At 50.5% G+C, this 23,929-nt stretch carries 19 protein-coding genes and 1 tRNA gene; 16 read left to right on the top strand and 4 right to left on the bottom strand.

Translation table 11 applies throughout. From position 1 onward, the window contains the following. Positions 1-20: 20 nt before the first annotated feature. The 8 genes from L2I46_RS25635 (at position 21) to yjeJ (ending at position 10,070) form a co-directional block, all read left to right on the top strand. Entirely contained in the window at positions 21-584 is a 564-nt protein-coding gene (locus tag L2I46_RS25635) for a fimbrial protein (RefSeq protein ID WP_032454619.1), read from the top strand. 51 nt (positions 585-635) lie between these two features. Further along, positions 636-1,328: a fimbrial biogenesis chaperone gene (locus tag L2I46_RS25630; RefSeq protein ID WP_236948317.1), complete on the top strand. Its 693-nt coding sequence runs from the start codon at positions 636-638 to the stop codon at positions 1,326-1,328. A 30-nt stretch (positions 1,329-1,358) separates the two neighbouring features. Continuing rightward, the gene (locus L2I46_RS25625; RefSeq protein ID WP_236948316.1) at positions 1,359-3,884 is read left to right on the top strand and encodes a fimbria/pilus outer membrane usher protein; all 2,526 of its coding nucleotides are present in this window, start codon (positions 1,359-1,361) and stop codon (positions 3,882-3,884) included. A 16-nt stretch (positions 3,885-3,900) separates the two neighbouring features. Next, entirely contained in the window at positions 3,901-4,920 is a 1,020-nt protein-coding gene (locus L2I46_RS25620; protein WP_071997582.1) for a fimbrial protein, read from the top strand. A 343-nt stretch (positions 4,921-5,263) separates the two neighbouring features. Further along, positions 5,264-5,629 (top strand): hypothetical protein, encoded by a 366-nt coding sequence (locus L2I46_RS25615; RefSeq protein ID WP_032454617.1) that lies wholly within the window; start codon positions 5,264-5,266, stop codon positions 5,627-5,629. A gap of 158 nt (positions 5,630-5,787) precedes the next feature. Further along, positions 5,788-7,074: an HlyD family secretion protein gene (locus L2I46_RS25610; protein WP_236948315.1), complete on the top strand. Its 1,287-nt coding sequence runs from the start codon at positions 5,788-5,790 to the stop codon at positions 7,072-7,074. Then, the gene (locus L2I46_RS25605; RefSeq protein WP_032454615.1) at positions 7,067-9,193 is read left to right on the top strand and encodes a peptidase domain-containing ABC transporter; all 2,127 of its coding nucleotides are present in this window, start codon (positions 7,067-7,069) and stop codon (positions 9,191-9,193) included. The genes L2I46_RS25610 and L2I46_RS25605 overlap by 8 nt, the downstream gene beginning before the upstream one ends. A 19-nt stretch (positions 9,194-9,212) precedes the next feature. Continuing rightward, positions 9,213-10,070 carry a YjeJ family protein gene (yjeJ, locus tag L2I46_RS25600; RefSeq protein ID WP_032454613.1) on the top strand — a complete coding sequence of 286 codons (858 nt, stop codon included), beginning with the start codon at positions 9,213-9,215 and terminating at the stop codon, positions 10,068-10,070. Between the two features lie 211 nt (positions 10,071-10,281). Here the strand turns inward: yjeJ and L2I46_RS25595 are convergent, their stop codons facing one another. The 3 genes from L2I46_RS25595 to L2I46_RS25585 all read right to left on the bottom strand — a co-directional run bounded on the left by L2I46_RS25595 (position 10,282) and on the right by L2I46_RS25585 (position 12,872). Beyond that, complete coding sequence (locus L2I46_RS25595) at positions 10,282-10,635, bottom strand: DUF4156 domain-containing protein (RefSeq protein ID WP_004152419.1); 354 nt, start codon at positions 10,633-10,635, stop codon at positions 10,282-10,284. Between the two features lie 259 nt (positions 10,636-10,894). Continuing rightward, complete coding sequence (gene groL, locus L2I46_RS25590) at positions 10,895-12,541, bottom strand: chaperonin GroEL (RefSeq protein ID WP_023291693.1); 1,647 nt, start codon at positions 12,539-12,541, stop codon at positions 10,895-10,897. A 37-nt stretch (positions 12,542-12,578) separates the two neighbouring features. Then, entirely contained in the window at positions 12,579-12,872 is a 294-nt protein-coding gene (locus L2I46_RS25585) for a co-chaperone GroES (RefSeq protein WP_004152420.1), read from the bottom strand. Positions 12,873-13,105: 233 nt separating this feature from the next. Between L2I46_RS25585 and yjeH the strand changes: the two genes are divergently transcribed. Next, on the top strand, positions 13,106-14,356 hold the full coding sequence (gene yjeH / locus L2I46_RS25580; RefSeq protein ID WP_085551714.1) for an L-methionine/branched-chain amino acid transporter: 1,251 nt from the start codon (positions 13,106-13,108) through the stop codon (positions 14,354-14,356). A 50-nt stretch (positions 14,357-14,406) separates the two neighbouring features. Here the strand turns inward: yjeH and L2I46_RS25575 are convergent, their stop codons facing one another. Next, complete coding sequence (locus L2I46_RS25575) at positions 14,407-14,883, bottom strand: FxsA family protein (RefSeq protein ID WP_085551715.1); 477 nt, start codon at positions 14,881-14,883, stop codon at positions 14,407-14,409. A gap of 337 nt (positions 14,884-15,220) precedes the next feature. Here L2I46_RS25575 and aspA point away from each other — a divergent pair, with 337 nt between their 5' ends. The 7 genes from aspA to L2I46_RS25540 all read left to right on the top strand — a co-directional run bounded on the left by aspA (position 15,221) and on the right by L2I46_RS25540 (position 23,220). After that, positions 15,221-16,657 (top strand): aspartate ammonia-lyase, encoded by a 1,437-nt coding sequence (gene aspA / locus L2I46_RS25570; RefSeq protein WP_004177762.1) that lies wholly within the window; start codon positions 15,221-15,223, stop codon positions 16,655-16,657. Between the two features lie 114 nt (positions 16,658-16,771). Next, the gene (locus tag L2I46_RS25565; protein ID WP_080901621.1) at positions 16,772-18,073 is read left to right on the top strand and encodes an anaerobic C4-dicarboxylate transporter; all 1,302 of its coding nucleotides are present in this window, start codon (positions 16,772-16,774) and stop codon (positions 18,071-18,073) included. A 94-nt stretch (positions 18,074-18,167) separates the two neighbouring features. Then, on the top strand, positions 18,168-18,491 hold the full coding sequence (gene cutA, locus L2I46_RS25560) for a divalent cation tolerance protein CutA (RefSeq protein ID WP_004206404.1): 324 nt from the start codon (positions 18,168-18,170) through the stop codon (positions 18,489-18,491). Continuing rightward, complete coding sequence (locus L2I46_RS25555; protein ID WP_048336472.1) at positions 18,467-20,263, top strand: protein-disulfide reductase DsbD; 1,797 nt, start codon at positions 18,467-18,469, stop codon at positions 20,261-20,263. The genes cutA and L2I46_RS25555 overlap by 25 nt, the downstream gene beginning before the upstream one ends. A 35-nt stretch (positions 20,264-20,298) precedes the next feature. Next, on the top strand, positions 20,299-20,874 hold the full coding sequence (locus L2I46_RS25550; protein ID WP_032429251.1) for a transcriptional regulator: 576 nt from the start codon (positions 20,299-20,301) through the stop codon (positions 20,872-20,874). Between the two features lie 67 nt (positions 20,875-20,941). Beyond that, the gene (locus tag L2I46_RS25545; RefSeq protein ID WP_236948314.1) at positions 20,942-23,029 is read left to right on the top strand and encodes a DUF1176 domain-containing protein; all 2,088 of its coding nucleotides are present in this window, start codon (positions 20,942-20,944) and stop codon (positions 23,027-23,029) included. Between the two features lie 115 nt (positions 23,030-23,144). Then, positions 23,145-23,220 (top strand) — tRNA-Phe (locus L2I46_RS25540). Positions 23,221-23,929 lie beyond the last annotated feature (709 nt).

Raw genomic sequence — 23,929 nt, 5'->3', positions numbered from 1 at the left:
TCTATATATGGATTAATTAAATGAAAAAGACAATCGTAGCTGTAATGGTCGCTGCTTCTGCAGTTCTGAGTGCTCAGGCTTTCGCGGCAGGGAACAGCACCAACCTGACAGTTCTGGGTAAAGTTACTGCAACTGGTGAATCCTGTAACGTAACCCCGGCTCCGCTGATCGCAGGTGGCTCTTTAACTCTGGACGATATCCGAGCTGACAAGTTAGAAAACTTTGCTCTGAACTCTCCTTATAAAGAGCTGGCTAAAGATATTGAATATAAAGTCGAAGACTGTCAGAAAGGTGCTTCTGATTACACCGGTAATATTAGTGTTACCGTTACTGGCGATTACGTCAGCGGCATGAACGACGTTCTGAAAAACCTTGCACCAAACGCTGCCAACAGCGCTGCTGTAACCGTTGTTAATACCGACTGGAGCCGTGTTGATTTAAGCGGTGTTAATGCTGCTCAAACTGTCGCTTATACCGCAGGTACCCCGTCTTACCTGCGTTTTAAAGCTGCATACGTCAGAACAGGTTCTGGCGTAACAACCGGTGACGTGAAAGGCGTAGCTACCTTTACCCTCACTTACTAATAATAAATGGAGCCTGCCCGGCAGGCTCCATTTATATCCAAGGAAAGGATTATGCGTGAATTATTATTAAAATCAGTAATAGCTTTTTCATTAGTAACTAGTTTCTTTGCCCACAGCGGGATTGTCGTTGACTCAACTCGTCATCTTTATAAAGAAGGCTCACGCGAAATCAACGCGCACATTGAAAACAAAGATGACACTCCCTACTTAATCAAGTCATGGGTAGAAGCCCCAGAAGGAAAAGACGCATCATATTTTATGGTAACCCCGCCACTGTTTCGCCTGGAAGGAAAACAGAAAAACACCTTACGTATCTTTCCAAATGCAAATATTTCGAATGCACCTAAAGATCGTGAATCGGTTTACTTCTTTAATGTCATGTCGATACCACCGACCAGCGATAGTGATGAAGCTAAAAATAAGATTCAGTTAGCTGTTCGACATAAAATGCGACTGATCTTTCGACCGAAAAGTGTTCAAGAATTATCAGCTGATACTGAAGCTAAAAAATTAGAATGGCAAAAAACAAACAACAAGATTACCTTGAAAAATCCGACACCATTTTTTCTTTATTTTAGGTCGGTAAAAATAAATGACAAAGAGATTAACAGCTCAATCCCACACGTAGCCGCCTACTCTACTGTGGAATTCACTTTACCAGCAGGCATAAATGGCTCGGAAATAACATGGATGATAGCAACCGATAGCGGGGGCTCGGGGTCTACCTACTCCTCATCATTCTAATGAGATTAACTGACTGGCTTGGGTAATAACATGTCTAAATTTATAAAAAAAAGAGCTGGAATTCTTGCTGGTGCTCCTTACACAGTTGCTATTCTCATTCCTGCACTGACATTATGTTTGTGCGGTACCGCGACGGCACGTGATTTTTTTGATCCTGATTTCATTAAATCGGTTGGCCAGGACTCTTCATCTATTCCAGATCTATCAGTTTATGCAACCAAGGATTCTCAAGCATCAGGTGAATATCGTGTCGATGTGGTCTTGAATAATGAACTTAAAGAAACAACTAGTATCCTGTTTGTTGAAAAGCAAAATGGAGAGTTGTCACCTTGCTTGAGTATAGAAAAGCTCTCCAGCTATGGTTTACGACTGAGCGCATTCCCAACGTTAAAAAATGATGCAAAAGGATGCGCGAACACAGCTGACATACCAAACTTTACAGCCGATCTCAACTTTAATACACAGCAACTTTTACTATCTATCCCTCAAGCTGCGTTATCAAGCATTGCTCAAGGATATGTGTCGCCTGAAGAGTTTGATGAAGGTATTAATGCGCTGTTGGCAAATTATCAATTCAGCGGCTCAAAAGATTTTGACGAAAAACAAGAATATTACAATTTTAATCTACAGTCCGGGTTAAATGTTGGCCCTTGGCGCATTCGTAACCTGAGTGCATGGAATAAAAATGGCGGCGATAAAAGCAATTGGGACTCCGTTTATCTTTATGCTCAGAGAAGTATCATTCCATTAAAAAGTACATTAGTTATGGGGGAAAGCTCTTCACTTTCAAGTATATTTGATAGTGTTCCTTTTACAGGTATTCAGCTAGCGACAGACACGGATATGATCCCTGAAAGCCTTCGTGGCTTTGCTCCTGTCGTTCGCGGTATTGCCAGAACTAATGCTCGTGTCATCATTAAGCAAAATGGCTATCAAATTTATCAAACATTTGTTGCTCCAGGCGCCTTTGAAATCACCGATCTCTACTCTACTGGCGGTAACGGTGACTTGTACGTGACCGTTGAAGAAGCAGACGGCAGCAAACAAAACTTTGTCGTCGCCTTTGCTTCTTTACCACTTATGCTTCGTGAAGGCCAGATGGAATACGAAATTACCAGTGGTAAATATCGCCCATATGATAACAATACAGATGAAAAACCATTTACCCAAGCAACAATTAGCTATGGGTTATTAAATAATACAACCTTATATGGTGGTTTACAAACAGCATCGGCTTATCAAGCACTTGCATTTGGTGTCGGCCAAAACTTAGGTGAGATTGGAGCCATTTCAAGTGATGTAACTCAAGCCTGGTCGAAAAAACAAGACAACGAAAAAACATCTGGACAGTCCTGGCGTATTCGCTACGGTAAAAATATTCTCGAAACCGGGACGAATGTTTCAGTTGCAGGTTATCGTTACTCAACGAAAGGGTTTAACACCCTATCGGATACGTTCAACACTTATAATGATCATTATAATACTTCTTCTGCACGTTCTGTGCGAAACAGGACTAACCTGACGGTGAGCCAAAGTTTGGGCGCGAACTTGGGAAGTCTGACAATCTCAGGTTTATTTGAAGACTATTGGGATAGTGGCCGACGCAATAACTCACTAAACATCGGCTATAATGGCGGAGCACGTCGTTTCAACTATTATTTCGGATATAGTTATAATCGCTATTCATGGAGTAATGGTGGTTCTGGCCGAAATGTGGAAGATGATCATCTTCTTTCGTTCACTATATCTGTACCTTTAAGTGAATGGCTTCCGAATACTTATGCTAGCTATAGTATAAATAATAGCAATCCGGGATCCACCGACCAATACGTATCTCTTAATGGTTCAGCGCTGGAAAATAACAATCTGGACTGGAATGTTCAGCAGGGCTATAGCAACCGAGAAGACGCCACTGGCAGCGTCAATGCTACATACAAAGGCTCGTTAGGCCAGGTAACGGGTGGTTACAGCTACAATAAACATAGTCAAATATTAAACTACGGATTGAGTGGAGGTGCATTAGTTCATGCAAATGGCATTACTCTGGGTCAGGAAATGTCCGACACGGCCGTATTAATTAAAGCTCCAGGGTTGGATAATGTTAGACTGGAGAACGACACCAGCATTGAAACGGATTATCGAGGTTATGCCATTATACCTTATGCAACACCTTTCTATCGTACAAGTGTAACGTTAGATAACACAACGTTGAGCGATAATATGGAACTTCCGAATACAACCCAAAAAGTAGTACCTACTCGCGGCGCTATCGTACGAGCTAATTTCGAAGGTACTTTCGGTCGTAGAGCGTTTCTAATTCTCAAAAGATTGTCCGGTGAAAATGTTCCTTATGGTGCAACCGTAACCTTAACAACTGATAAAAAAGCACAGGCCAGTATTGTATCTGATGGCGGTATGGTTTATATGTCAGGCCTAAAAGATAAAGGTGAGGTATATGCTCAATGGGGAGCAAAAACCGATCAGCAATGTAAAGCTACTTATACATTAGCTACGGCAACAGAAAGTATCGCGCAAACCACAGCGGTTTGTCGTTAACGAGGAAGTACATGCGATGAAAAAATTTATTATTTTAATAGGTATATTATTTTCAAGCTTTCAGGCTAACGCCTCTTGCTCTTATAGCAGTACGTCTAGCGGTGCTATCACGGTGAGTTTTGGTACACCTGCTGTCCTGGCCGATCCAACGTTACCTGTTGGGACAATCTTATCCACTGCAGTCCGTGGGAATATTGTTCCAAAAACATTTTCAAATTGTGACCCTGGAGACATATTTGTTGTCAGAACAAACCCAACCGTAAATCAATCTAGTGTAAATAAAATTAACGGGCAGGTCGTTTACGAGACAGGAATTCCAGGTATTGGTTTTCAAATATCTGATATATTAAAGCCTAAAGGGCGATTTATTCCTGCGGTGATTGATCAAACAGAGTCAGCAACAAGCCGATACATTTCTTCGTCAGATATATCAAAACAAGTCATGGTATGGCTAGTAAAAACTGGGCCGATAACCCAAACAAAGTTAACCAATTATATTACAGTATACTATATGGCAGGAACTCCTGCCCAAACGAGTTCTGGTGCTAATAATAATTCGTCTTTGTATAGAATTAACATAGACCTGACGAACATTAAATTTAAAGAAACAACATGTGAAATTTCGCCCAGAGACGGAAATACCGTGAGGTTACAACCTATTGATTTATCAGAGCTTGCTTCACTTTCTGCAGGCAAGGCTGCTGGTAAACCTAAAAACTTTACCGTCGACATAACCTGTCCAACCACAGAAATAAACAAAAATTATCTTTATTGGTTTAACCCTGTTTCTTTAAATTCAACTTCAGCTGATGGTGTTTTACTTAATTCACTTACAGATGGAGCAACAAACGTAGGTATCATTATTAAGAAAGGCTCTAGTGCAATAAAATTCAACGATTTGAGTTATACTTTTACCACGGCAAAGAACCAAAGCCAGACCTTTTCCGCCGATTATTACAAGATAGCAAATCCAGTAACTCTAGGGGTTACTGGAGATGTTAAAGTAGACTTCGAAATTGTTCTTCAGGAAAGATAGTATATATCTATTTCTCTTTTCAAATCATTTTACCTTTTCCCTCCCCCCCCTGAACCAAGGTTCAAGGAGGGGAGTTTTATTATTACAAATAAAGACCAAGTTATAAAAACAACTCCTCGCTTTTGATGATAAGATTCATATGTGAACTAAACTCATCTAATACTTGAACCTGTAAAATTCAAATATAATTCTTATTCAAACTATTGGAAAAAGGATTTTTATGGTTAAAATAGCCTTCGAAATATCACTGAACTGTTCATCATGGTGCTATTTCAAAACCGAAAGTAGCAAAATAAAATTTGATACAAATCGATTATGATGGATTATTAAACAAGGAAATAAAATGAAGCAATTAACTATTGTTGAAATGAATGACGTATCTGGTGCAGGTATCCAGCAGATTATTGATGGTAGCCAGAATGTTCTGTTTGGACTGTTGGATGCAGCAATCGGTGCTGTATTGTTAGGTTTCGGCGCATCTGGTGCTGGTGGTCTGCAGGGCGGTGTAACCGGTAACGGTTCAGGTGGCGGTATTCTGGGCTTCGGTGTTATCACTATCGGTATCGGCTCAATTTGGGGAGCTATCCAGGGTGCTGTAACTGGCGCAGTCTGGGGTGCTTATGTTGGCGCCGATACCAGCGTTGAATACATCAAGAAAGGTGTCGACGCCTGGTTCGCAGGCACCATTGGTGGCTGGACTCCAAACTGATTTTTATAATTAGTTTTTAATAAAAACATACAGAACCTTTGAGTTCTGTATGTTTAATATTATTAGCAGGTTTCTAAAAAACTATCTTGCTCAATCACATGTTTTATCTATTTGTTGGGACTTCTTAATCCCTTGGTTAATTTTAAAAGTGATTTCTGATGGCAAATAATTTTTATCGCAAGGAAGCGATTGAATACAAGAAGAACCACTGGAAGGGCAAAGCTCTTATGTTGGCAGGAATTCCTGCATGGTTGGTTTGCACACTTTCCTTTCTTTTTCTAAGCGTACTAATCATTACTCTGACTACTTGTAACTACACTCAGCGTATTGATGTACGCGGGGAAGTGATTACTCTGCCACATTCTATAAACGTATATGCACCACAGCAAGGATTCATAGTAAAGAAATATATTGAGACAGGTGATATTGTCCGAAAAGGAACGCCTCTGTATGAAATAGATGTCTCTCGTTCTACAGTATTTGGTAATGTGACCGATGAGATGAATGCGGTTATTAACGAAAAAATAACCAATGCCGAAGATATTATTGTAAAAATATTAAAAAATAAAGGTGAAACTTTAGAAGCCCTTCATTCTCAAGTGCGCCAGTATGAAGCTTCGTTAAAAGAAACAAAGCAAATGCTGAACGATACAGACACTGGTCTACAAAAGATGAAAGCTAATCTTGCAAGCTATGATAAGTATCTTAAACAAGGCTTGATAACCAAAGATCAATACAACTATCAGCATTCTCTCTATTTTCAACAACAAAGTACGTACCAATCACTTGTTAGCCAGAAAATGCAGCTTGAGACTCAACTTACTCAGCTTAAAAGCGATCTGGTTGTAAAGAGTGCAGATTTTGACAATCAGATTTCTAGCCAAAAAAATCAAATAAACGATTATAAAAATCAGCGTGTTGAATCAAACGCTAACGGCAATGTGGTTATTAAAGCCACCTCGGATGGTAAAATAGAGTCCATAGCTGTAACCGTAGGGCAAATGGTTGACAAAGGCAGTAGTCTTACCCAGATCAAGCCTACAGGAAATATCGAATATTTTCTTATACTATGGTTACCAAACAATAGCATCCCATATGTTAAAAAAGGCGACATTGTTAACATTCGCTACGATGCATTTCCTTCTGATAAATTTGGCCAGTTCCCTGGCATAGTTGAAACAATTTCTTCTGTACCAGCATCGAAGCAGGAGATGTCCGAATATACAAACGTAGTGAGTAATCCAAACCAACAGGAACTCGCACTTTATAAGGCAATTATTAGAATTAAGAATAAAAATTTTGATTATAACGGAAAGACGCTTGAGCTCTCAAATGGACTAAAAGCTCAGGCTATTGTATTCCTGGAAAAGCGTCCTTTATATTTATGGATGTTTGCCCCGTTTCACAAAATCAAGCAAAGCGTAAGTGAACCGATCAATGACTAGAGAATTATTTGACAACATTACCAAGCAGCTCAATTTCAAATTACGCAAGAGCACACCCGTTATTTTACAATCAGAAACATCTGAATGTGGTATAGCTTGCCTGGCAATGATCTCCGGATATTATGGACTCAATATTGATCTGCTGAACTTTCGCGATCGCTTTGGAACCCCTGCGCAGGGCGTCACACTTTTATCATTAAGCAAGATTGCTGAACGAGCCGGCCTACAAAATCGAGCTCTTTCGCTGGATCTTGATGAAATGCGCCAGCTCAAGTTGCCTTGTGTTATTCACTGGGGAATGAATCACTACGTTGTTCTTACTAAAGTTCGTAAATCCAGTTTCATTGTACATGATCCTGCGCTTGGTAAACGAGTGATTGGACTTCAAGAGATGTCTAATAATTTTACAGGCATTGCGCTTGAACTGTGGCCGGAGCAAAATTTCCAACAGGAAACAGTTAAATCTCGTCTACGCATGATAGATTTAATGAGCAACATAGTTGGACTTAAAAGTACGCTGCTTAAGATTTTTGCTTTTTCGGTAGTTATTGAAGCCATTGGTTTATTATTACCTGTTGGTACCCAACTGGTAACAGATCACGTTATTATGGCACACGATGAAAGTTTACTTGCCGTAATCTGTATAGGGCTGGTGTCATTTACACTTTTTAGTGCTTTCATCAGCATGTTAAGAGCTTGGACATCTTTGACACTGAATACATTGACAAGCATACAATGGAAAACCAGTATGTTTGATCATCTGTTCAAACTACCCTTATCCTTTTTTGAAAAACGCCATTTAGGTGATATTCAATCAAGATTTTCATCCCTGGAAACAATCAGATCGACATTTACCAATAGCATCGTTACAGGAATCATCGACTCAATAATGACTATCGGGCTTTTGATCATGCTAACGCTTTATGGCGGCTGGCTGTGCTGGGTTGTAGTAGGTTTTACAGCTTGTTATGGCATTATGCGCCTGGCCACATACCGTTTTTATCGCCGCGTATCAGAAGAACAAGTCATCAAAGGGGCACGCTCTAGCTCACATTTCATGGAGTCGTTATATGGCATTGCAACAATTAAGGCTCTTAATTTAAAAGAGCGTCGTTCGAAGCACTGGCTAAATTTAAATATCGATGCCTGTAATGCAACGATTAAACAGAGTCGTTTTGATATGCTTTTTGGCGGAATCAATACCCTTATATCCTCAATTGATCAGGTGGTAATTTTATGGCTAGGGGCTTTAATGGTTATCGATAACCATATGACACTAGGTATGTTTATGGCTTTTAATGCTTACCGAGGCCAATTTTCTCAGAGAGCTTCCAACTTGATCGATCTTTTTATGAAGGTACGAATGCTCTCCTTACATAATGAAAGGATTTCTGAAATTGCTTTCTGCGAGCCGGAAAAAGAATTGCCCTCTCGGCGTATTTTTGAAGAAAATATTGGGGTGAAACTTCAGGTGAAAGATCTTACCTATCAATATGATCCGTTTTCACAGCCTATTATATCTAACTTGAATATTACCATTGAACCGGGTGAGTCTGTTGCTTTAATTGGCCCATCAGGTATTGGAAAAACAACCCTATTAAAAGTAATGAGCGGCTTGCTATCTCCTACAAGTGGTGATGTCTTGGTGAATAATCTTGATATCACTAAAATTGGTATAAATAATTATCGTTTAAGCACTGCTTGCGTACTTCAGGAAGATCGGTTGTTCTCTGGTTCTATTGCTGAAAATATTAGCGGTTTTGATGATAATGCAGATATCGATTTCATTATGGAGTGCGCAAAAAACAGCAATATACATGCTGAAATTATGCAAATGCCCATGGGTTATGAAACACTTATTGGTGAACTGGGTACGGGTATTTCTGGCGGACAAAAACAACGACTCTTGATCGCACGAGCGCTATACCGTAAACCAGGTATTTTATTTATGGATGAAGCAACCAGCCATCTTGATTTACAAAATGAGTATCATATAAACCAATCAATATCTAATTTAAGTATTACACGTGTCATTGTTGCACATCGTCCATCAACAATTGCTTCAGCAGATCGTGTGATCGATCTGTCAAAAAATAACTCAATTTCATTGCCTTGTTAAACTGGAAAAGGATGACCTGATGACTCAAAAAATTAGTGGTATTAACACTGGCGCAATTAAATTTAATGACAAGTTTTTCCTGATGGCAGTAAAAATCAAGGTAGAGGACTCTACTTGTAATACTTATTATATGCAATTAAGCGTTATGCTCGATTTTATTATTCTTATGCGCGATCGCGCACATAAAGCAATAAAAAAACTGCAAGATAAAGGAGAGATTTATAAAGCAAAGATCATTGCCGAGCACGAAAAATTGGCAATGAATATTCCTGCTTTTGAAGAAGAAGAACTACAACAACCTAATCAGGCTAATCTGATTACTTCTATTACTCCGAAATTTGATGATGAACGCTGCACATTGATGGTGATGTTACAAAATGAAAATATCCTTTCCTTAAATATTGCTGACATACAGGCAGAATTTTTCATTTTAGCAGTCCAGCAAGCGCTTAGTGCAACAAATGACACTGAAACACTCAAGCAAATTGCATCGATTCTCGATTTTCTAATACTTTATTTTGTTGATCTTTCAGATTTAAGTTATCTGAACTATAAGGAAATAAACCACCAACCCTGGAAGCAATCATTATTTACTCAACATTTTGCTGTTCTTTATAGCTTTGAAAAGGAACAGGGAGAAGAAATCTTAGCAGGCGCTGTAATTAAAACAAATGCGCAGCCGGACACGGAAGAAGCAAAGAACCTTATCAAGCGGATCGCACTTCTTGTACCAGAGCTCCGGGATATTGTTGAAAAAAGACACTTAGCTCAGACATTTATGAAATTAATACCTGCAGATCAGACTCAAGTTCTTACATTAGATGAATGTATGCGCCCACTCTATGAGTTTTGCCTTGAAACACAGAAAACTCTTTAGAGCTTGATATTCAGCTTATAGCAAAGCGGAACTAAGTTCGCTTTTAGGTCGTTTTTCGGGTTGCCATTTTATCAGAAAAATGGCAACCCGATCAGCATATGCCTTCAGCCCTAAAGAACTTATTTATAAGTACTGCCGTCTTCTATTCTGCCTGTTTCCCTTTATTAATGAGAAAGCCCGCGTAAAGAAATTCAAGCAGAAATTCAAGAAATCAGTTCGGGCACTTATAAACCTGGCCGTTCATCTCGCTGTCGGTGGGCACAAAGCTCGACAACAGATTTTGCGTCGGACTGCTGACGCCATAAATCACGTTGCCGCCCATGGCTGCCGCCTGGTTACGCAGGGCGTTAGCCGCACCGCGCATGGAGCCACCCTCATCGCCATTCTGGCCGGAGAGCCAGTTGCTCTGTTTACCCGTCGCGGTCCCTAACAGCTGACACTCTGCGCCCGGCTTCTCCTGCACGAAGCGCACATTCTGGCCGGCAGAGGTTAATTCATTGCTGGAACTGCAACCTGCCAACAGTAAGGCTGCGCCGACAATCCCTGCTAAATATTTTACCTGCATGTTAATCCCCATGATCGATGAGCTGGACGCACTGGCCCGGATGTAAACCTGACATCCTTCAAACTGCGTCGGCATGAGCCGCTTTCATTCCTTAGCCGGTCGCGCTAGTTAGTCGCTTCCGATACGGAGGTGCTTGCCGCTCTGATGCAGCTTAAATGATTTTTATGTATAAGCCTTATACTAAAAAGCGCGCCAAAAGAAAAACCCCCAGCCATTACTGGCCAGGGGTTTCTGCTTTTTTATGCCGTAGAGCGCACGATTACATCATGCCGCCCATACCGCCCATGCCGCCCATACCGCCAGCAGCACCTAAATCAGGCGCGTCGCCTTTCGGCAGGTCGGTCACCATGCACTCGGTGGTGATCATCAGGCCAGCCACGGAAGCCGCGTACTGCAGTGCAGAACGGGTGACTTTGGTTGGGTCCAGGATACCGAAGTCGATCATGTTGCCGTATTCTTCAGTTGCCGCGTTGTAACCGTAGTTACCGTCGCCGGCTTTCACGTTGTTCGCCACAACAGACGGCTCTTCACCGGCGTTGGACACGATCTGACGCAGCGGCGCTTCCATTGCGCGCAGCGCAACTTTGATACCGACGTTCTGATCTTCGTTCTGACCGGTCAGGCCAGCGAGTTTCGCTGCAACGCGAACCAGCGCTACGCCGCCGCCAGCCACCACGCCTTCTTCAACCGCAGCACGAGTGGCGTGCAGGGCATCGTCGACGCGTGCTTTTTTCTCTTTCATTTCAACTTCGGTTGCCGCGCCGACTTTGATTACGGCAACGCCGCCAGCCAGTTTAGCGACACGTTCCTGCAGTTTTTCACGGTCGTAGTCGGAGGTTGCTTCTTCGATCTGCTTACGGATCTGAGCAACGCGGCCCTGGATTGCGGATTCTTCGCCAACGCCATCGATGATGGTGGTGGTGTCTTTGTTGATAACCACGCGTTTCGCCTGGCCCAGGTCTTCCAGAGTCGCTTTTTCCAGCTCCATACCGATCTCTTCAGAGATAACGGTACCGCCAGTCAGCGTCGCGATATCCTGCAGCATGGCTTTACGACGGTCGCCAAAGCCCGGCGCTTTCACCGCAGCCACTTTCACGATGCCGCGCATGGTGTTAACCACCAGGGTCGCCAGCGCTTCGCCTTCAACGTCTTCAGCGATGATAACCAGCGGTTTGCCAGCTTTCGCTACGGCTTCCAGAACCGGCAGCATTTCGCGGATGTTGGAGATTTTTTTGTCAGCCAGCAGGATGAACGGGCTTTCCAGCTCAACGGCGCCGGTGTCCGGCTTGTTGATGAAGTACGGAGACAGGTAGCCGCGGTCGAACTGCATACCTTCAACCACGTCCAGTTCGTCTTCCAGACCGGTACCGTCTTCAACGGTGATCACGCCTTCTTTGCCAACTTTATCCATCGCTTCCGCGATCAGTTTACCGACGGTTTCGTCGGAGTTAGCGGAGATGGTACCTACCTGAGCGATAGCTTTGGAGTCAGAGCACGGAACGGACAGCGCTTTCAGTTCTTCAACAGCGGCAACGACAGCTTTGTCGATACCACGTTTCAGATCCATCGGGTTCATGCCTGCAGCAACCGCTTTCAGGCCTTCGTTCACGATAGCCTGCGCCAGCACGGTTGCGGTGGTGGTACCGTCGCCTGCCGCGTCGTTCGCTTTAGAGGCAACTTCTTTCACCATCTGCGCGCCCATGTTTTCGAACTTGTCTTCCAGCTCGATTTCACGTGCAACGGAAACACCATCTTTGGTGATGGTCGGCGCGCCGAAGGATTTGTCCAGAACCACGTTACGGCCTTTCGGGCCCAGGGTCACTTTAACTGCATCTGCCAGTACGTTTACGCCGCGCAGCATTTTTACACGAGCGTCGTTACCGAATTTTACGTCTTTTGCTGCCATTTCTTATATTCCTCAAATTCGTTCAGGGTCGTGCGAATTAAGCTTCAACAATTGCCAGGATGTCGCTTTCGGACATGATCAGCACTTCTTCGTTGTCAATCTTTTCAGTCTTCACGCCGTAGCCATCGTTGAAAATCACGATGTCACCAACTTTAACGTCCAGCGGCTGCACGGTCCCGTTTTCCAGGATGCGGCCTTTACCGACAGCGATGATTTCGCCACGCGTTGACTTAGCTGCTGCAGAACCGGTCAGAACGATGCCGCCCGCAGATTTGGTTTCAACTTCTTTACGTTTGACGATCACACGATCATGTAACGGACGAATACTCATTGATAGCTCTCCTTCGAGAAAGTCATTATCAGTTATGGGTGACGCCGGGCCGAACGCGGTTTACCGGCTAGTGCAGAGAGAGATGGGGATGGCCATTTCCCGCTTCAAGGGCAAAATTAAAAAAAAATTTTTACCTTTGCGCTGGCGCGCAAAAAGCGGCGCCACCGGGCAACCGGTCATAAGGAAAAGCGATTGTGATACTCTCTTTCTTTTCACTGGCGCAGGATGGAATCATGAGTGGTTTAAAACAGGAGTTAGGGCTGGGACAGGGAGTCGGGTTGCTTTCCACCTCACTGCTGGGCACCGGCGTTTTCGCTGTTCCGGCGCTGGCGGCGCTGGTCGCTGGCGATAACAGCCTGTGGGCATGGCCGTTGCTTATCCTCCTTGTTTTTCCGATTGCCATCGTCTTCGCCCTGCTGGGCCGCCATTTCCCCAGCGCGGGCGGCGTGGCCCACTTTGTCGATATGGCCTTTGGCCCACGTCTGGCCAGCGTCACCGGCTGGCTGTTTTTATCGGTTATCCCGGTCGGACTCCCTGCCGCCCTGCACATCGCCACCGGCTTCGGCCAGGCGCTGTTCGGCTGGCATGATGCGCAGCTGCTGCTGGCGGAGCTAGGTACCCTGGCCATCGTCTGGTGGGTCGGTTCACGTGGCGCCAGCTCCAGCGCCAACCTGCAGACGCTGGTTGCCGTGCTGATCGTGGCGCTGATCGTCGCCGTCTGGTGGCGCGGCGGGATAAGTCCGGCGCAGATCCCCTTCCCCGCCCCGGCGGAGATCGACCGCGGCCAGCTTTTCTCCGCGCTGTCGGTGATGTTCTGGTGCTTTGTCGGCCTGGAAGCCTTTGCCCACCTCGCCTCGGAGTTTAAACACCCCGAGCGCGATTTTCCCCGCGCGCTGATGATAGGCCTGCTGCTTGCCGGTTCGGTCTACTGGGCCTGCACCGTGCTGGTGTTGCACTTCCACGCCTTTGGCGTGGAGATGGCGGCGGCGGCTTCATTACCGAATATCGTGGTCCGCCTGTTCGGCGTCGAAGCGCTGTGGGTGGCCTGCGTCATCGGTTACCTCGCCTGTTTCGCCAGCCTCAATATCTATATTCAGAGCTTCGCCCGCCTGGTCTGGTCGCAGGCGCAGCATAAGCCACAGAGCTACCTCGCGAGGCTGTCGCCGCGGCAGATCCCGCGCAACGCCCTCAACGCCGTGCTGGGCTCCTGCGTGGTCAGCACCTTGTGTATCTATTTTCTCGATATCAATCTGGACGCGCTGATCGTCTATGCCAACGGCATTTTCATCATGATCTATCTGCTGTGCATGCTGGCGGGCTGCCGTTTGCTGCGCGGGCGCTATCGGCTGCTGGCGGCGGTGGGCAGCATTCTCTGTCTGCTGCTGCTGGCGATGGTCGGCTGGAAGAGTCTGTACGCGCTGGTGATGCTGGCGGTGCTGTGGTTGTTTTTACCGAGACGTAAGCTGGCGACAGGAAGCGCATAGGCGCAAAAAGAAAGCGGCCCGGTCGCGTCTGCAGACCGGGCCGATAAACGTTAATCGCGGCGATCGTCCTTGTGGTCCAGACGGTCGCGCTGTTCATCCTTGCGCTGGTATTCCCCTTCGAAGGTCTCTCCGCCGCCAGTCTCGGCGCTAAAGCCGCCGCCCGGCATCCGGCTGAAGCGCAAATGCGGCATCAGCTTCATCGTCAGGTGCTTCTGCACCGGGGGCAAAAGCAGCAGCAGGCCGAGGAAGTCGGTAAAGAACCCCGGGATCAACAGCAGCAGGCCAGCGATAATCAGCGAGACGCTCTTGATCATCTCCGCCGCCGGGCTCTCGCCCGCGGCCATCTTCTGCTGCATCAGCAGGAAGTTTTTGAAGCCCTGGTTGCGCACCAGCGACATCCCCACCACCGAGCTAAAGATCACCAGGATCAGCGTCATAAAGACGCCCAACACGTGCGCGACCTGGATAAAGATCGATATCTCAATGTAAACGTAAAGAAAAAAGGCAATAAACGGAATCCAACGCACCGGCGTCTCCTTCATCGACAGGCGCCGAATTCGGCCCCCGTAGTCATCAATTTGCTGATCGCATCCCACTAAGATGGGGATGCTGAGCGGCTTTTCAATCAGCGGAAATGCTTATTTTTTCCAAGAATAGGAAAGCGGTGACCCATTTCACAGATTAATAAATCTTCTCACACCCGCGATGTAATAAGTGATCAAGCTTACTGATATTCGCTATCATCAGCATATGATCTTGGGCACCGGGCCGGTTAAGGAAATAATCGTCGGCCAGAAAATATACTGAATCCTGGATATTCTGTGTATTTGGTGAATTCATTGGCAGCTTGAAAAGAAGGTTCACATGTTAAACAACATTCGTATCGAAGAAGATCTGTTGGGCACCAGGGAAGTTCCCGCGGACGCTTACTACGGCGTTCATACTCTGCGAGCGATTGAAAACTTCTACATTAGCAACAGCAAAATCAGCGACATACCAGAATTCGTGCGCGGCATGGTGATGGTGAAGAAAGCCGCCGCGCTGGCGAACAAGGAGCTGCAGACCATTCCCAAAAGCGCGGCAAATGCGATTATCGCCGCCTGTGACGAAGTCCTGAATAACGGCAAATGCATGGACCAGTTCCCGGTCGATGTCTTCCAGGGCGGGGCCGGCACCTCCGTAAACATGAACACCAACGAAGTCCTGGCAAACATCGGCCTCGAGCTGATGGGCCACCAGAAAGGCGAATACCAGTACCTGAACCCAAACGATCACGTCAACAAATGCCAGTCCACCAACGATGCCTACCCGACCGGGTTCCGCATTGCGGTGTATGCCTCTATCCTCAAGTTAATCGATGCGATTAAGCAGCTGGGCGAAGGTTTCCAGGCGAAAGCCGAGGAGTTCCAGGACATCCTCAAGATGGGCCGCACCCAGCTGCAGGACGCGGTGCCGATGACCCTCGGTCAGGAGTTCCATGCCTTCAATGTGCTGCTCAATGAAGAGACCAAAAGCATTCTGCGCACCGCGGAGCTGCTGCTGGAAGTGAACCTGGGCGCAACCGCCATCGGCACACGCCTCAACACCCCGGACGGTTATCAACAGCTGGCGGTGCAGAAGCTGGCGGAAGTGAGCAACTTACCGGTCGTTCCGGCGGAAGATCTGATTGAAGCCACCTCGGACTGCGGGGCGTACGTCATGGTTCACAGCTCGCTGAAACGCCTGGCGGTGAAACTGTCCAAGATCTGTAACGACCTGCGCCTGCTCTCTTCCGGACCGCGCGCGGGCCTCAACGAAATTAACCTGCCTGAGCTGCAGGCTGGCTCTTCTATTATGCCGGCGAAGGTTAACCCGGTGGTGCCGGAGGTGGTCAACCAGGTCTGCTTTAAAGTGATCGGCAACGACACCACGGTGACCATGGCCTCAGAAGCCGGGCAGCTGCAGCTGAACGTGATGGAGCCGGTGATCGGCCAGGCGATGTTCGAGTCTATCCACATTCTGACCAACGCCTGCTACAACCTGCTGGAGAAATGCGTCAACGGCATTACCGCCAACAAAGCGGTGTGCGAAGGTTACGTCTATAACTCCATCGGCATCGTCACCTACCTCAACCCGTTTATCGGCCACCACAATGGCGATATCGTCGGCAAGATCTGCGCCGAAACCGGGAAGAGCGTGCGGGAAGTGGTGCTGGAGCGTGGGCTGCTGACGGCGGCGGAGCTGGATGACATTTTCTCCGCGCAAAACCTGATGCATCCCGCTTATAAAGCGAAGCGTTATACCGATGAAAGCGAACAGTAATCTTTCCGGATAGTCATTCAAAGGCATGTCAGCGATGACATGCCTTTTTGCTTTTTAGTTTTACTAAAATACAACAATCCAATATCAACTTGTTAAAAAACAAGGAAGGCATATATGTTTGGTGCAGAACTGGTTATTGTCCTGCTGGCGATTTATCTCGGCGCCCGGCTCGGCGGCATCGGTATCGGCTTTGCCGGTGGCCTTGGCGTCCTTGTCCTGACGCTTATTTTTCAAATTAAACCGGGTGCGATCCCCTTCGACGTTATTGAAATCATTATGGCGGTGATTGCCGCTATCGCCGCCATGCAGGTCGCAGGCGGAATGGATTACCTGGTCAGCCTCGCCGAACGGATGCTGCGTCGCCACCCGAAATATATTACCTTCCTTGCCCCGCTGGTGACCTGGTTTATGACCGTGCTCGCCGGCACCGGCCATACCGCCTTCTCCACGCTGCCGGTGATCACCGAAGTGGCCAAAGAGCAAGGCATCCGTCCGTCTCGTCCGCTGTCGATTGCGGTGGTGGCCTCCCAGATAGCGATCACCGCTTCGCCCATCTCCGCCGCGGTAGTATTCTTTGCGGGGATCCTGGAGCCGCTGGGCGTTAGCTACCTGATGCTACTGGCCATCTGTATTCCGGTCACCCTGCTGGCGGTGATGCTCACCGCTATCGTCTGCAATTTTCTCGGCTGCGAACTGAAAGACGACCCGGTTTACCAGGAGCGGCTGGCCAAGGGTGAGGTCAGACTGCGCGGCAGCCAGGTGTTTGAGCTGAAGCCGCACGCCAAACGTTCCGTTCTGCTGTTTCTGATCGGCATCGTGGCGGTGATGTTCTACGCCACGGCCATCAGCGATACCGTCGGTCTGATCAAAAACCCGGTACTACCGCGTAACGAGGCGATCGTGGTGTTTATGCTGACCATCGCCACGCTGATCAGCATCACCTGCAAAATCGACACCGGCGAAGTGCTCAATGCCAGCACCTTTAAGTCCGGCATGAGCGCCTGCGTCTGCGTGCTCGGCGTCGCCTGGCTGGGGGATACCTTCGTTAAAGCGCATATCAGCGATATCCAGGCCGTGGCCGGCGACCTGCTGCATAACTACCCGTGGCTGCTGGCGGTGGTGCTGTTCTTCGCCGCCACACTACTCTACTCGCAGGCGGCTACCACCAAAGCGCTGATGCCCGCCGCGCTGCTGCTGGGCGTCAGCCCTCTCACTGCCATCGCCTCGTTTGCCGCCGTCTCCGCCCTTTTCGTTCTGCCGACCTACCCCACCCTGCTGGCGGCGGTCGAAATGGATGACACCGGCTCCACCCGCATCGGTAAATACGTCTTCAACCACGCCTTCCTGATCCCCGGCGTCATCGCCATTACGCTGTGCGTGATCCTCGGGTTTATTTTTGGCGGCATCATGCTGTAAATCTCTTCAAATTCGGGCCAGATCCTGGCCCGTTTCGTTAATCCTCCCCACCTTGCGTGCTATAGTGCCTCTTTTCGCTGATACGAGGTTCATGATGACTACGCCTGATGCTGTTGTTGTGCTCTGTACCGCGCCGGATGAAGCGACCGCCCAGGATCTGGCGGCAAAAGCGCTGGCCGAAAAGCTGGCCGCCTGCGCCACGCTCCTGCCGGGCGCCACCTCGCTCTATTACTGGGAAGGGAAGCTGGAGCAGGAGTATGAAGTTCAGATGCTGCTCAAAACCGATCTTGCCCATCAGCAGGCGCTGCTGGACTGCCTGAAGTCTCACCACCCGTATCAAACCCCTGAACTGCTGGTTCTGCCCGTCACGTATGGAGACAACGATTACCTCTCATGGCTTACCGCATCTTTACGCTGATCCTGCTGCTGTGCAGCGCGTCAGCCACCGCCGGGTTATTCGACGCGCCGGGGCGCTCGAACTTTGTGCCTGCTGACCAGGCCTTCGCCTTTGACTTTCAGCAGCAACAGCATGACCTCAACCTGAGCTGGCAAATCAAGGATGGTTACTATCTGTATCGTCAACAGTTTACCTTCCGCGCCGCCGGGGCGACGATCGCCGAACCGGCGCTGCCGGCGGGCGAGTGGCATGAGGATGAGTTTTACGGCAAAAGCGAGATCTTTCGCCAGCGCCTGACCGTCCCGCTGACGGTGAAGCAGGCGGACAAAGACGCCACCCTCACCGTCACCTGGCAGGGCTGCGCCGATGCCGGATTCTGTTATCCGCCGGAGACCAAAGTGATCCCGCTGAGCGCCGTGCTGGCGGCTTCGGCAGATGGCCGGGCGACCACCATTGCCCCTGCGCCGCCGGCGAGCAGCCGTCCGGCGTTCAACCCGCCGCTGCCGGTTGAGCCGCGTCCGGCCCCGGAGGTCGCCACTTCGCCTGCGCCTGCCTCAGCGCCGCCCGCTGACGCCCCCGCCCGCCTGCCTTTCACCGCCCTGTGGGCGCTGCTGATAGGCATTGGTATCGCCTTCACCCCCTGCGTGCTGCCGATGTACCCGCTGATTTCCGGCATCGTGCTGGGCGGCAAACAGCGGCTTTCCACCGCGCGCGCCCTGCTGCTGGCCTTTATTTATGTCCAGGGGATGGCCTTAACCTATACCGCGCTGGGGCTGGTGGTGGCCGCCGCCGGGCTGCAGTTCCAGGCGGCCCTGCAGCACCCGTATGTGCTGGTGGGTCTGTCGGCAGTGTTTATACTGCTGGCGCTCTCCATGTTCGGCCTGTTCACGCTACAGCTGCCCTCCTCGCTGCAGACCCGACTGGCGCTGCTCAGCAATAAACGCCAGGGCGGCTCGCCCGGCGGAGTCTTTGCGATGGGCGCTATTGCCGGGCTGATCTGCTCCCCCTGCACCACTGCGCCGCTGAGCGCCATCCTGTTATATATCGCCCAGAGCGGTAATCTGTGGCTGGGCGGCGGCACGCTGTACCTCTACGCGCTGGGCATGGGCCTGCCGTTGATTCTCGTCACCGTGTTTGGCAACCGTCTGCTGCCGAAGAGCGGCCCGTGGATGAGCCATGTGAAGACCGCCTTCGGATTCGTGATCCTGGCTCTGCCCGTTTTCCTGCTGGAGCGCATCCTCGGCGACCAGTGGGGATTACGTCTGTGGTCAATGCTTGGCGTCGCCTTCTTCAGCTGGGCGTTTATCACCTCGCTGGGCGCGACCCGGCCGTGGATGCGGCTGGCGCAAATCATTCTTCTTGCCGCCGCGCTGGTCAGCGCCCGTCCGCTGCAGGACTGGGCGTTTGGCGCCCCGGCGCCCGAGCAGCAGGCGCATCTGGCCTTCACCCGCGTCAGCTCGGTGACCGAGCTTGATCGGGCGCTGGCGCAGGCAAAAGGCCAGCCGGTGATGCTCGATCTCTACGCCGACTGGTGTGTAGCCTGCAAAGAGTTTGAAAAATACACCTTTCGTTCACCTGACGTGCAGCAGGCGCTGAAAGGCGTCGTGTTATTACAGGTTGATGTGACAAAAAACAGTCCGCAAGACGCCGCGCTGCTGAAGCGCCTGCAGGTGCTCGGTCTGCCGACGATCCTGTTCTTCAACGCGCAGGGCCAGGAACAACCCGACCGGCGGGTCACCGGCTTTATGGATGCTGCGGCATTCAGCGCCCATTTGCGCGATTGGCAAGCGTGAGCGACACTTTAGGAGGAAAGATGGAGGAGAACACCGTGCTACGTGAAGACGTCCTGGCAGAAGCCATTAAAATTCTTGAAATTGAAGGTATCGCCAACACGTCGCTGGAGATGGTCGCTGAGCGCGTGTCCTGTCCGACGAGCGACCTGAAACGCTTCTGGCCCGATCGCGAAGCGCTGCTCTACGACGCGCTTCGCTATCTGAGCCACCAGGTGGATGCCTGGCGCCGTCAGCTGCTGCTGGACGACACCTTAAGCGCAGAGCAAAAGCTGCTGGCGCGCTATAGCGCGCTTACCACCTGCGTCAGCAACCAGCGCTACCCCGGCTGTTTATTTATCGCCGCCTGCACCTTCTATCCGGATGCCCAGCACCCGATCCACCAGCTGGCGGAACAGCAGAAGCAGGCTTCGCTGGCCTACACCCATGAGCTGCTGACCCAGCTGGAGGTGGATGATCCGGAAATGGTCGCCAAGCAGATGGAGCTGATTGTCGAGGGCTGTCTGAGCCGTCTGCTGATCAAGCGTAGCCAGACGGATGTCGATACGGCGCGGCGGCTGGCAGAAGATATTCTGCGCTTCGCCCAGTGCCGTATGGGCGGGGCCTTAACCTGATTCTGATATCCTAACCGCCACGTCGCGCCTATAATTTCCCCCTCACTGATTGCTGACAGGGATTGATATGCGCGCGTTCTTCTGGGCTGCCTGGCTGGGGCTGTGCTCCACACCTCTGCTGGCGGCGCCCCTGCAAGGTTTTTCCTTTGCGCAAAAAGACTGGGAGCTCGCCTGCGATAACACTGGCACCTGCCGGGCGGCGGGTTACGGCGTCCGCATGGGCGAGGTCAGCGTGCTGTTGACCCGCAACGCCGGCAGCGAACAGCACCTCACCGCCACGGCCACCTTCGCGCAGATCGAACACGATATCCCCGCCGACTCCACCGCCAGCCTGCTGATCGACGACCGGGACCTCGGCTCGCTGGATGCCGTGGATGACAGCCACTTCCGTCTGGACAGCGATCAGACCTCCGCCGTGCTGCAGGCCCTGGCGAACCAGAGCAAAATCGAATTCACGCTTAACGGCCAGCACCTGCCGCTTTCCAGCGCCGGTAGCCGCGAGGTGCTGAGTAAAATGGATGTGTTTCAGCGACGAACCGGCACCGCCGACGCGCTGCTGGATAAAGGCGACGCGGGCGACGATGCCATTTTGCCCGCAGCCCCCGCCCCGGAAATCATCGCCGCGCCGGTGATCCACAACGCGCAACCTGTACCGCTGAGCATGCTCCAGCGCCAGAAGCTGTTGCCCGCCCTGACGCCGCTGCTGAACCAGCGCTGTGAAGACTGGCAGAACCCGGCCATTCCGGCGGCAGAGCGCCAGATCACCCTCACCGCGCTGGATAAAACCCATTCGCTGGCGCAGGCGCTCTGCTGGCGAGCGCCCTATAACGATGGCTATGCCCTGTGGCTGGTCGATAACGCCCAGTTGAGCAAACCGCGGCTGCTCACTACCGAGGCCTCCAGCTACGCCAACGGCACGCTGGTCTTCCTGCACAAAGAGCGGGGCATGGCCGACTGCGTAACCGGCGAGACTCGCGTCTGGGAGGGTAAAACCTTCGTTCCCAGCCTGAAGTACAGCACCGGTATGTGCCGGGAAATCACCCCGGGCGGCACCTGGATGCTGCCGACCTTTGTCAGCCAGGTGATCCCGAAGCAGCAGAAAGAAGCGGATAACCTGGCCCTGCGAACGCTGTACAACGCGGTGCTGAAAGCGCAAAAAAGCGATCCGGAACTGGCGCTGAACCGGGTCGCCGAGCAGTTTCCGTTAACCGGCCATATTACCGACTTCACGCTCACTTACGCCGATGACAGCCTGGTGACGACCAGCAAACCGTCCCCGGATATCAGCGATGACGAGTGGCAGGCGTTTCTGCGCTCCGCAATTAGCGCAGATTCAGAAAACGGTAAAGTCAGCTTTACGCTTATCGACCTCGACGGCGACGGCAAACGCGATCTGATCATCGATAGCTACGTGGGCGGCACCGGGCTCTTCAGCTACACCGGGGTGCTCCGGCGCGGCGATGATGATTTTGCCGCCGTCAACGATAGCGACAGTGATAACGGCGATGATTTCGATGCCGGGGTACCCGGCGCCCTCTTTTCGATCAATGGCCGCGGGGCCAACCAATGGAACCACTGGGTCAAAATCAACGGCCAGGTGTATGCCCTGTGGTACAACGGCCAGTTTGGCGAAGATAATCTCTATCTGCTGCGCCCGTTCAGCACCGCCAGCCAGACGCCCGCGGTGACGGTTCGCTATCGCTATACGCTGAACAGCATCCGCTCCCCGGAGAAAGACCAACCGCTGACCCCCAGCCTGAGCGACAGCGATAAAGCGGATCTGCTGCGCTCGCTGGAGGTGATGCAGGGCAACCTGCTGAAAGACAAACCCGCCAGCGACAACGATGCGCCGATCTGCCCCATTCCGCCCGGCGCCTCCGCCGACGAGGCGGACAACTATTACAGCGGCGTTGCCGTTAACTATATCTATGAGACGGTGGCCTATATTCCGGTCTGGCTAAACGGAAAATGTTATATCGGCACCATTTTCAGCCATCATGGCGCCTATCGTCACGGCGTGGATGCGGAAATTACGCTGAGCTCGCCGCGGGAAGATGAAGAGGTCATTGGTGATTACCTGATCTCCGGGTTGCGCCACGTTATCTCCGTCACCAGCGGCTGGAAAAGCCGTGAAGGCGATAACGGCATGCAGTGATATTGAGTCAAAATGCGCCTTTGAACGCGGAATTGCCGCAAAGATAAGCAATCGACAAGTAATTTAAGAAATTTGGTTGACGGGGTGGGCGGATTACGGTTTAATGCGCCCCGTTGCCCGGATAGCTCAGTCGGTAGAGCAGGGGATTGAAAATCCCCGTGTCCTTGGTTCGATTCCGAGTCCGGGCACCACTATTTAAAGAACCCGCCCAAAAGGCGGGTTTTTGCTTTTCTGCATCCGGACTTTTTCATCGAACTCCACTCTATGATCCCCTGCCCGGCGGCGCTGCGCTTGCGCGGGCCTACGCTGTTTGAGCCTGCGGGAGGACCCGTAGGCCGGATAAGACATTTATGCCGCCATCCGGCACAACCGCGGGTACGGCGTTTGATGTATATCGCCCGGCGGCGCTGCGCTTGCGCGGGCCTACGCTGTTGGAGCCTGCGGGAGGACCCGTAGGCCGGATAAGGCATTTATGCCGCCATCCGGCACAACCGCGGGTACGGCGTCTGATGTATATCGCCCGGCGGCGCTGCGCTTGCGCGGGCCTACGCTGTTGGAGCCTGCGGGGGGACCCGTAGGCCGGATAAGGCATTTATGCCGCCATCCGGCACAACCGCGGGTACGGCATCTGATGTAACTCGCCCGGCGGCGCTGCGCTTGCGCGGGCCTACGCTGTTTGAACCTGCGGGAGGACCCGTAGGCCGGATAAGGCATTTATGCCGCCATCCGGCACAACTGCGGGTACGGCGTCTGATGTATATCGCCCGGCGGCGCTGCACTTGCGCGGGCCTACGCTGTTTGAACCTGCGGGAGGACCCGTAGACCGGATAAGGCATTTATGCCGCCATCCGGCACAACCGCGGGTACGGCGTCTGATGTATATCGCCCGGCGGCGCTGCG

Source organism: Klebsiella sp. 2019SCSN059 (genome assembly GCF_021739525.1).
Taxonomy (GTDB): Bacteria; Pseudomonadota; Gammaproteobacteria; order Enterobacterales; family Enterobacteriaceae; genus Klebsiella; species Klebsiella quasipneumoniae.
The sequence above is the reverse complement of the archived record's forward strand: the minus strand, read 5'-3'. Positions and strand labels throughout refer to the sequence as shown.

Excerpts from the sequence above, each read along its gene's own strand:
- L2I46_RS25635 (WP_032454619.1), top strand. The coding sequence starts at position 21 with ATGAAAAAGACAATCGTAGCTGTAATGGTCGCTGCTTCTGCAGTTCTG.
- L2I46_RS25630 (WP_236948317.1), top strand. The coding sequence starts at position 636 with ATGCGTGAATTATTATTAAAATCAGTAATAGCTTTTTCATTAGTAACT.
- L2I46_RS25625 (WP_236948316.1), top strand. The coding sequence starts at position 1,359 with ATGTCTAAATTTATAAAAAAAAGAGCTGGAATTCTTGCTGGTGCTCCT.
- L2I46_RS25620 (WP_071997582.1), top strand. The coding sequence starts at position 3,901 with ATGAAAAAATTTATTATTTTAATAGGTATATTATTTTCAAGCTTTCAG.
- L2I46_RS25615 (WP_032454617.1), top strand. The coding sequence starts at position 5,264 with ATGAAGCAATTAACTATTGTTGAAATGAATGACGTATCTGGTGCAGGT.
- L2I46_RS25610 (WP_236948315.1), top strand. The coding sequence starts at position 5,788 with ATGGCAAATAATTTTTATCGCAAGGAAGCGATTGAATACAAGAAGAAC.
- L2I46_RS25605 (WP_032454615.1), top strand. The coding sequence starts at position 7,067 with ATGACTAGAGAATTATTTGACAACATTACCAAGCAGCTCAATTTCAAA.
- yjeJ (WP_032454613.1), top strand. The coding sequence starts at position 9,213 with ATGACTCAAAAAATTAGTGGTATTAACACTGGCGCAATTAAATTTAAT.
- L2I46_RS25595 (WP_004152419.1), bottom strand. The coding sequence starts at position 10,635 with ATGCAGGTAAAATATTTAGCAGGGATTGTCGGCGCAGCCTTACTGTTG.
- groL (WP_023291693.1), bottom strand. The coding sequence starts at position 12,541 with ATGGCAGCAAAAGACGTAAAATTCGGTAACGACGCTCGTGTAAAAATG.
- L2I46_RS25585 (WP_004152420.1), bottom strand. The coding sequence starts at position 12,872 with ATGAGTATTCGTCCGTTACATGATCGTGTGATCGTCAAACGTAAAGAA.
- yjeH (WP_085551714.1), top strand. The coding sequence starts at position 13,106 with ATGAGTGGTTTAAAACAGGAGTTAGGGCTGGGACAGGGAGTCGGGTTG.
- aspA (WP_004177762.1), top strand. The coding sequence starts at position 15,221 with ATGTTAAACAACATTCGTATCGAAGAAGATCTGTTGGGCACCAGGGAA.
- L2I46_RS25565 (WP_080901621.1), top strand. The coding sequence starts at position 16,772 with ATGTTTGGTGCAGAACTGGTTATTGTCCTGCTGGCGATTTATCTCGGC.
- cutA (WP_004206404.1), top strand. The coding sequence starts at position 18,168 with ATGACTACGCCTGATGCTGTTGTTGTGCTCTGTACCGCGCCGGATGAA.
- L2I46_RS25555 (WP_048336472.1), top strand. The coding sequence starts at position 18,467 with ATGGCTTACCGCATCTTTACGCTGATCCTGCTGCTGTGCAGCGCGTCA.
- L2I46_RS25545 (WP_236948314.1), top strand. The coding sequence starts at position 20,942 with ATGCGCGCGTTCTTCTGGGCTGCCTGGCTGGGGCTGTGCTCCACACCT.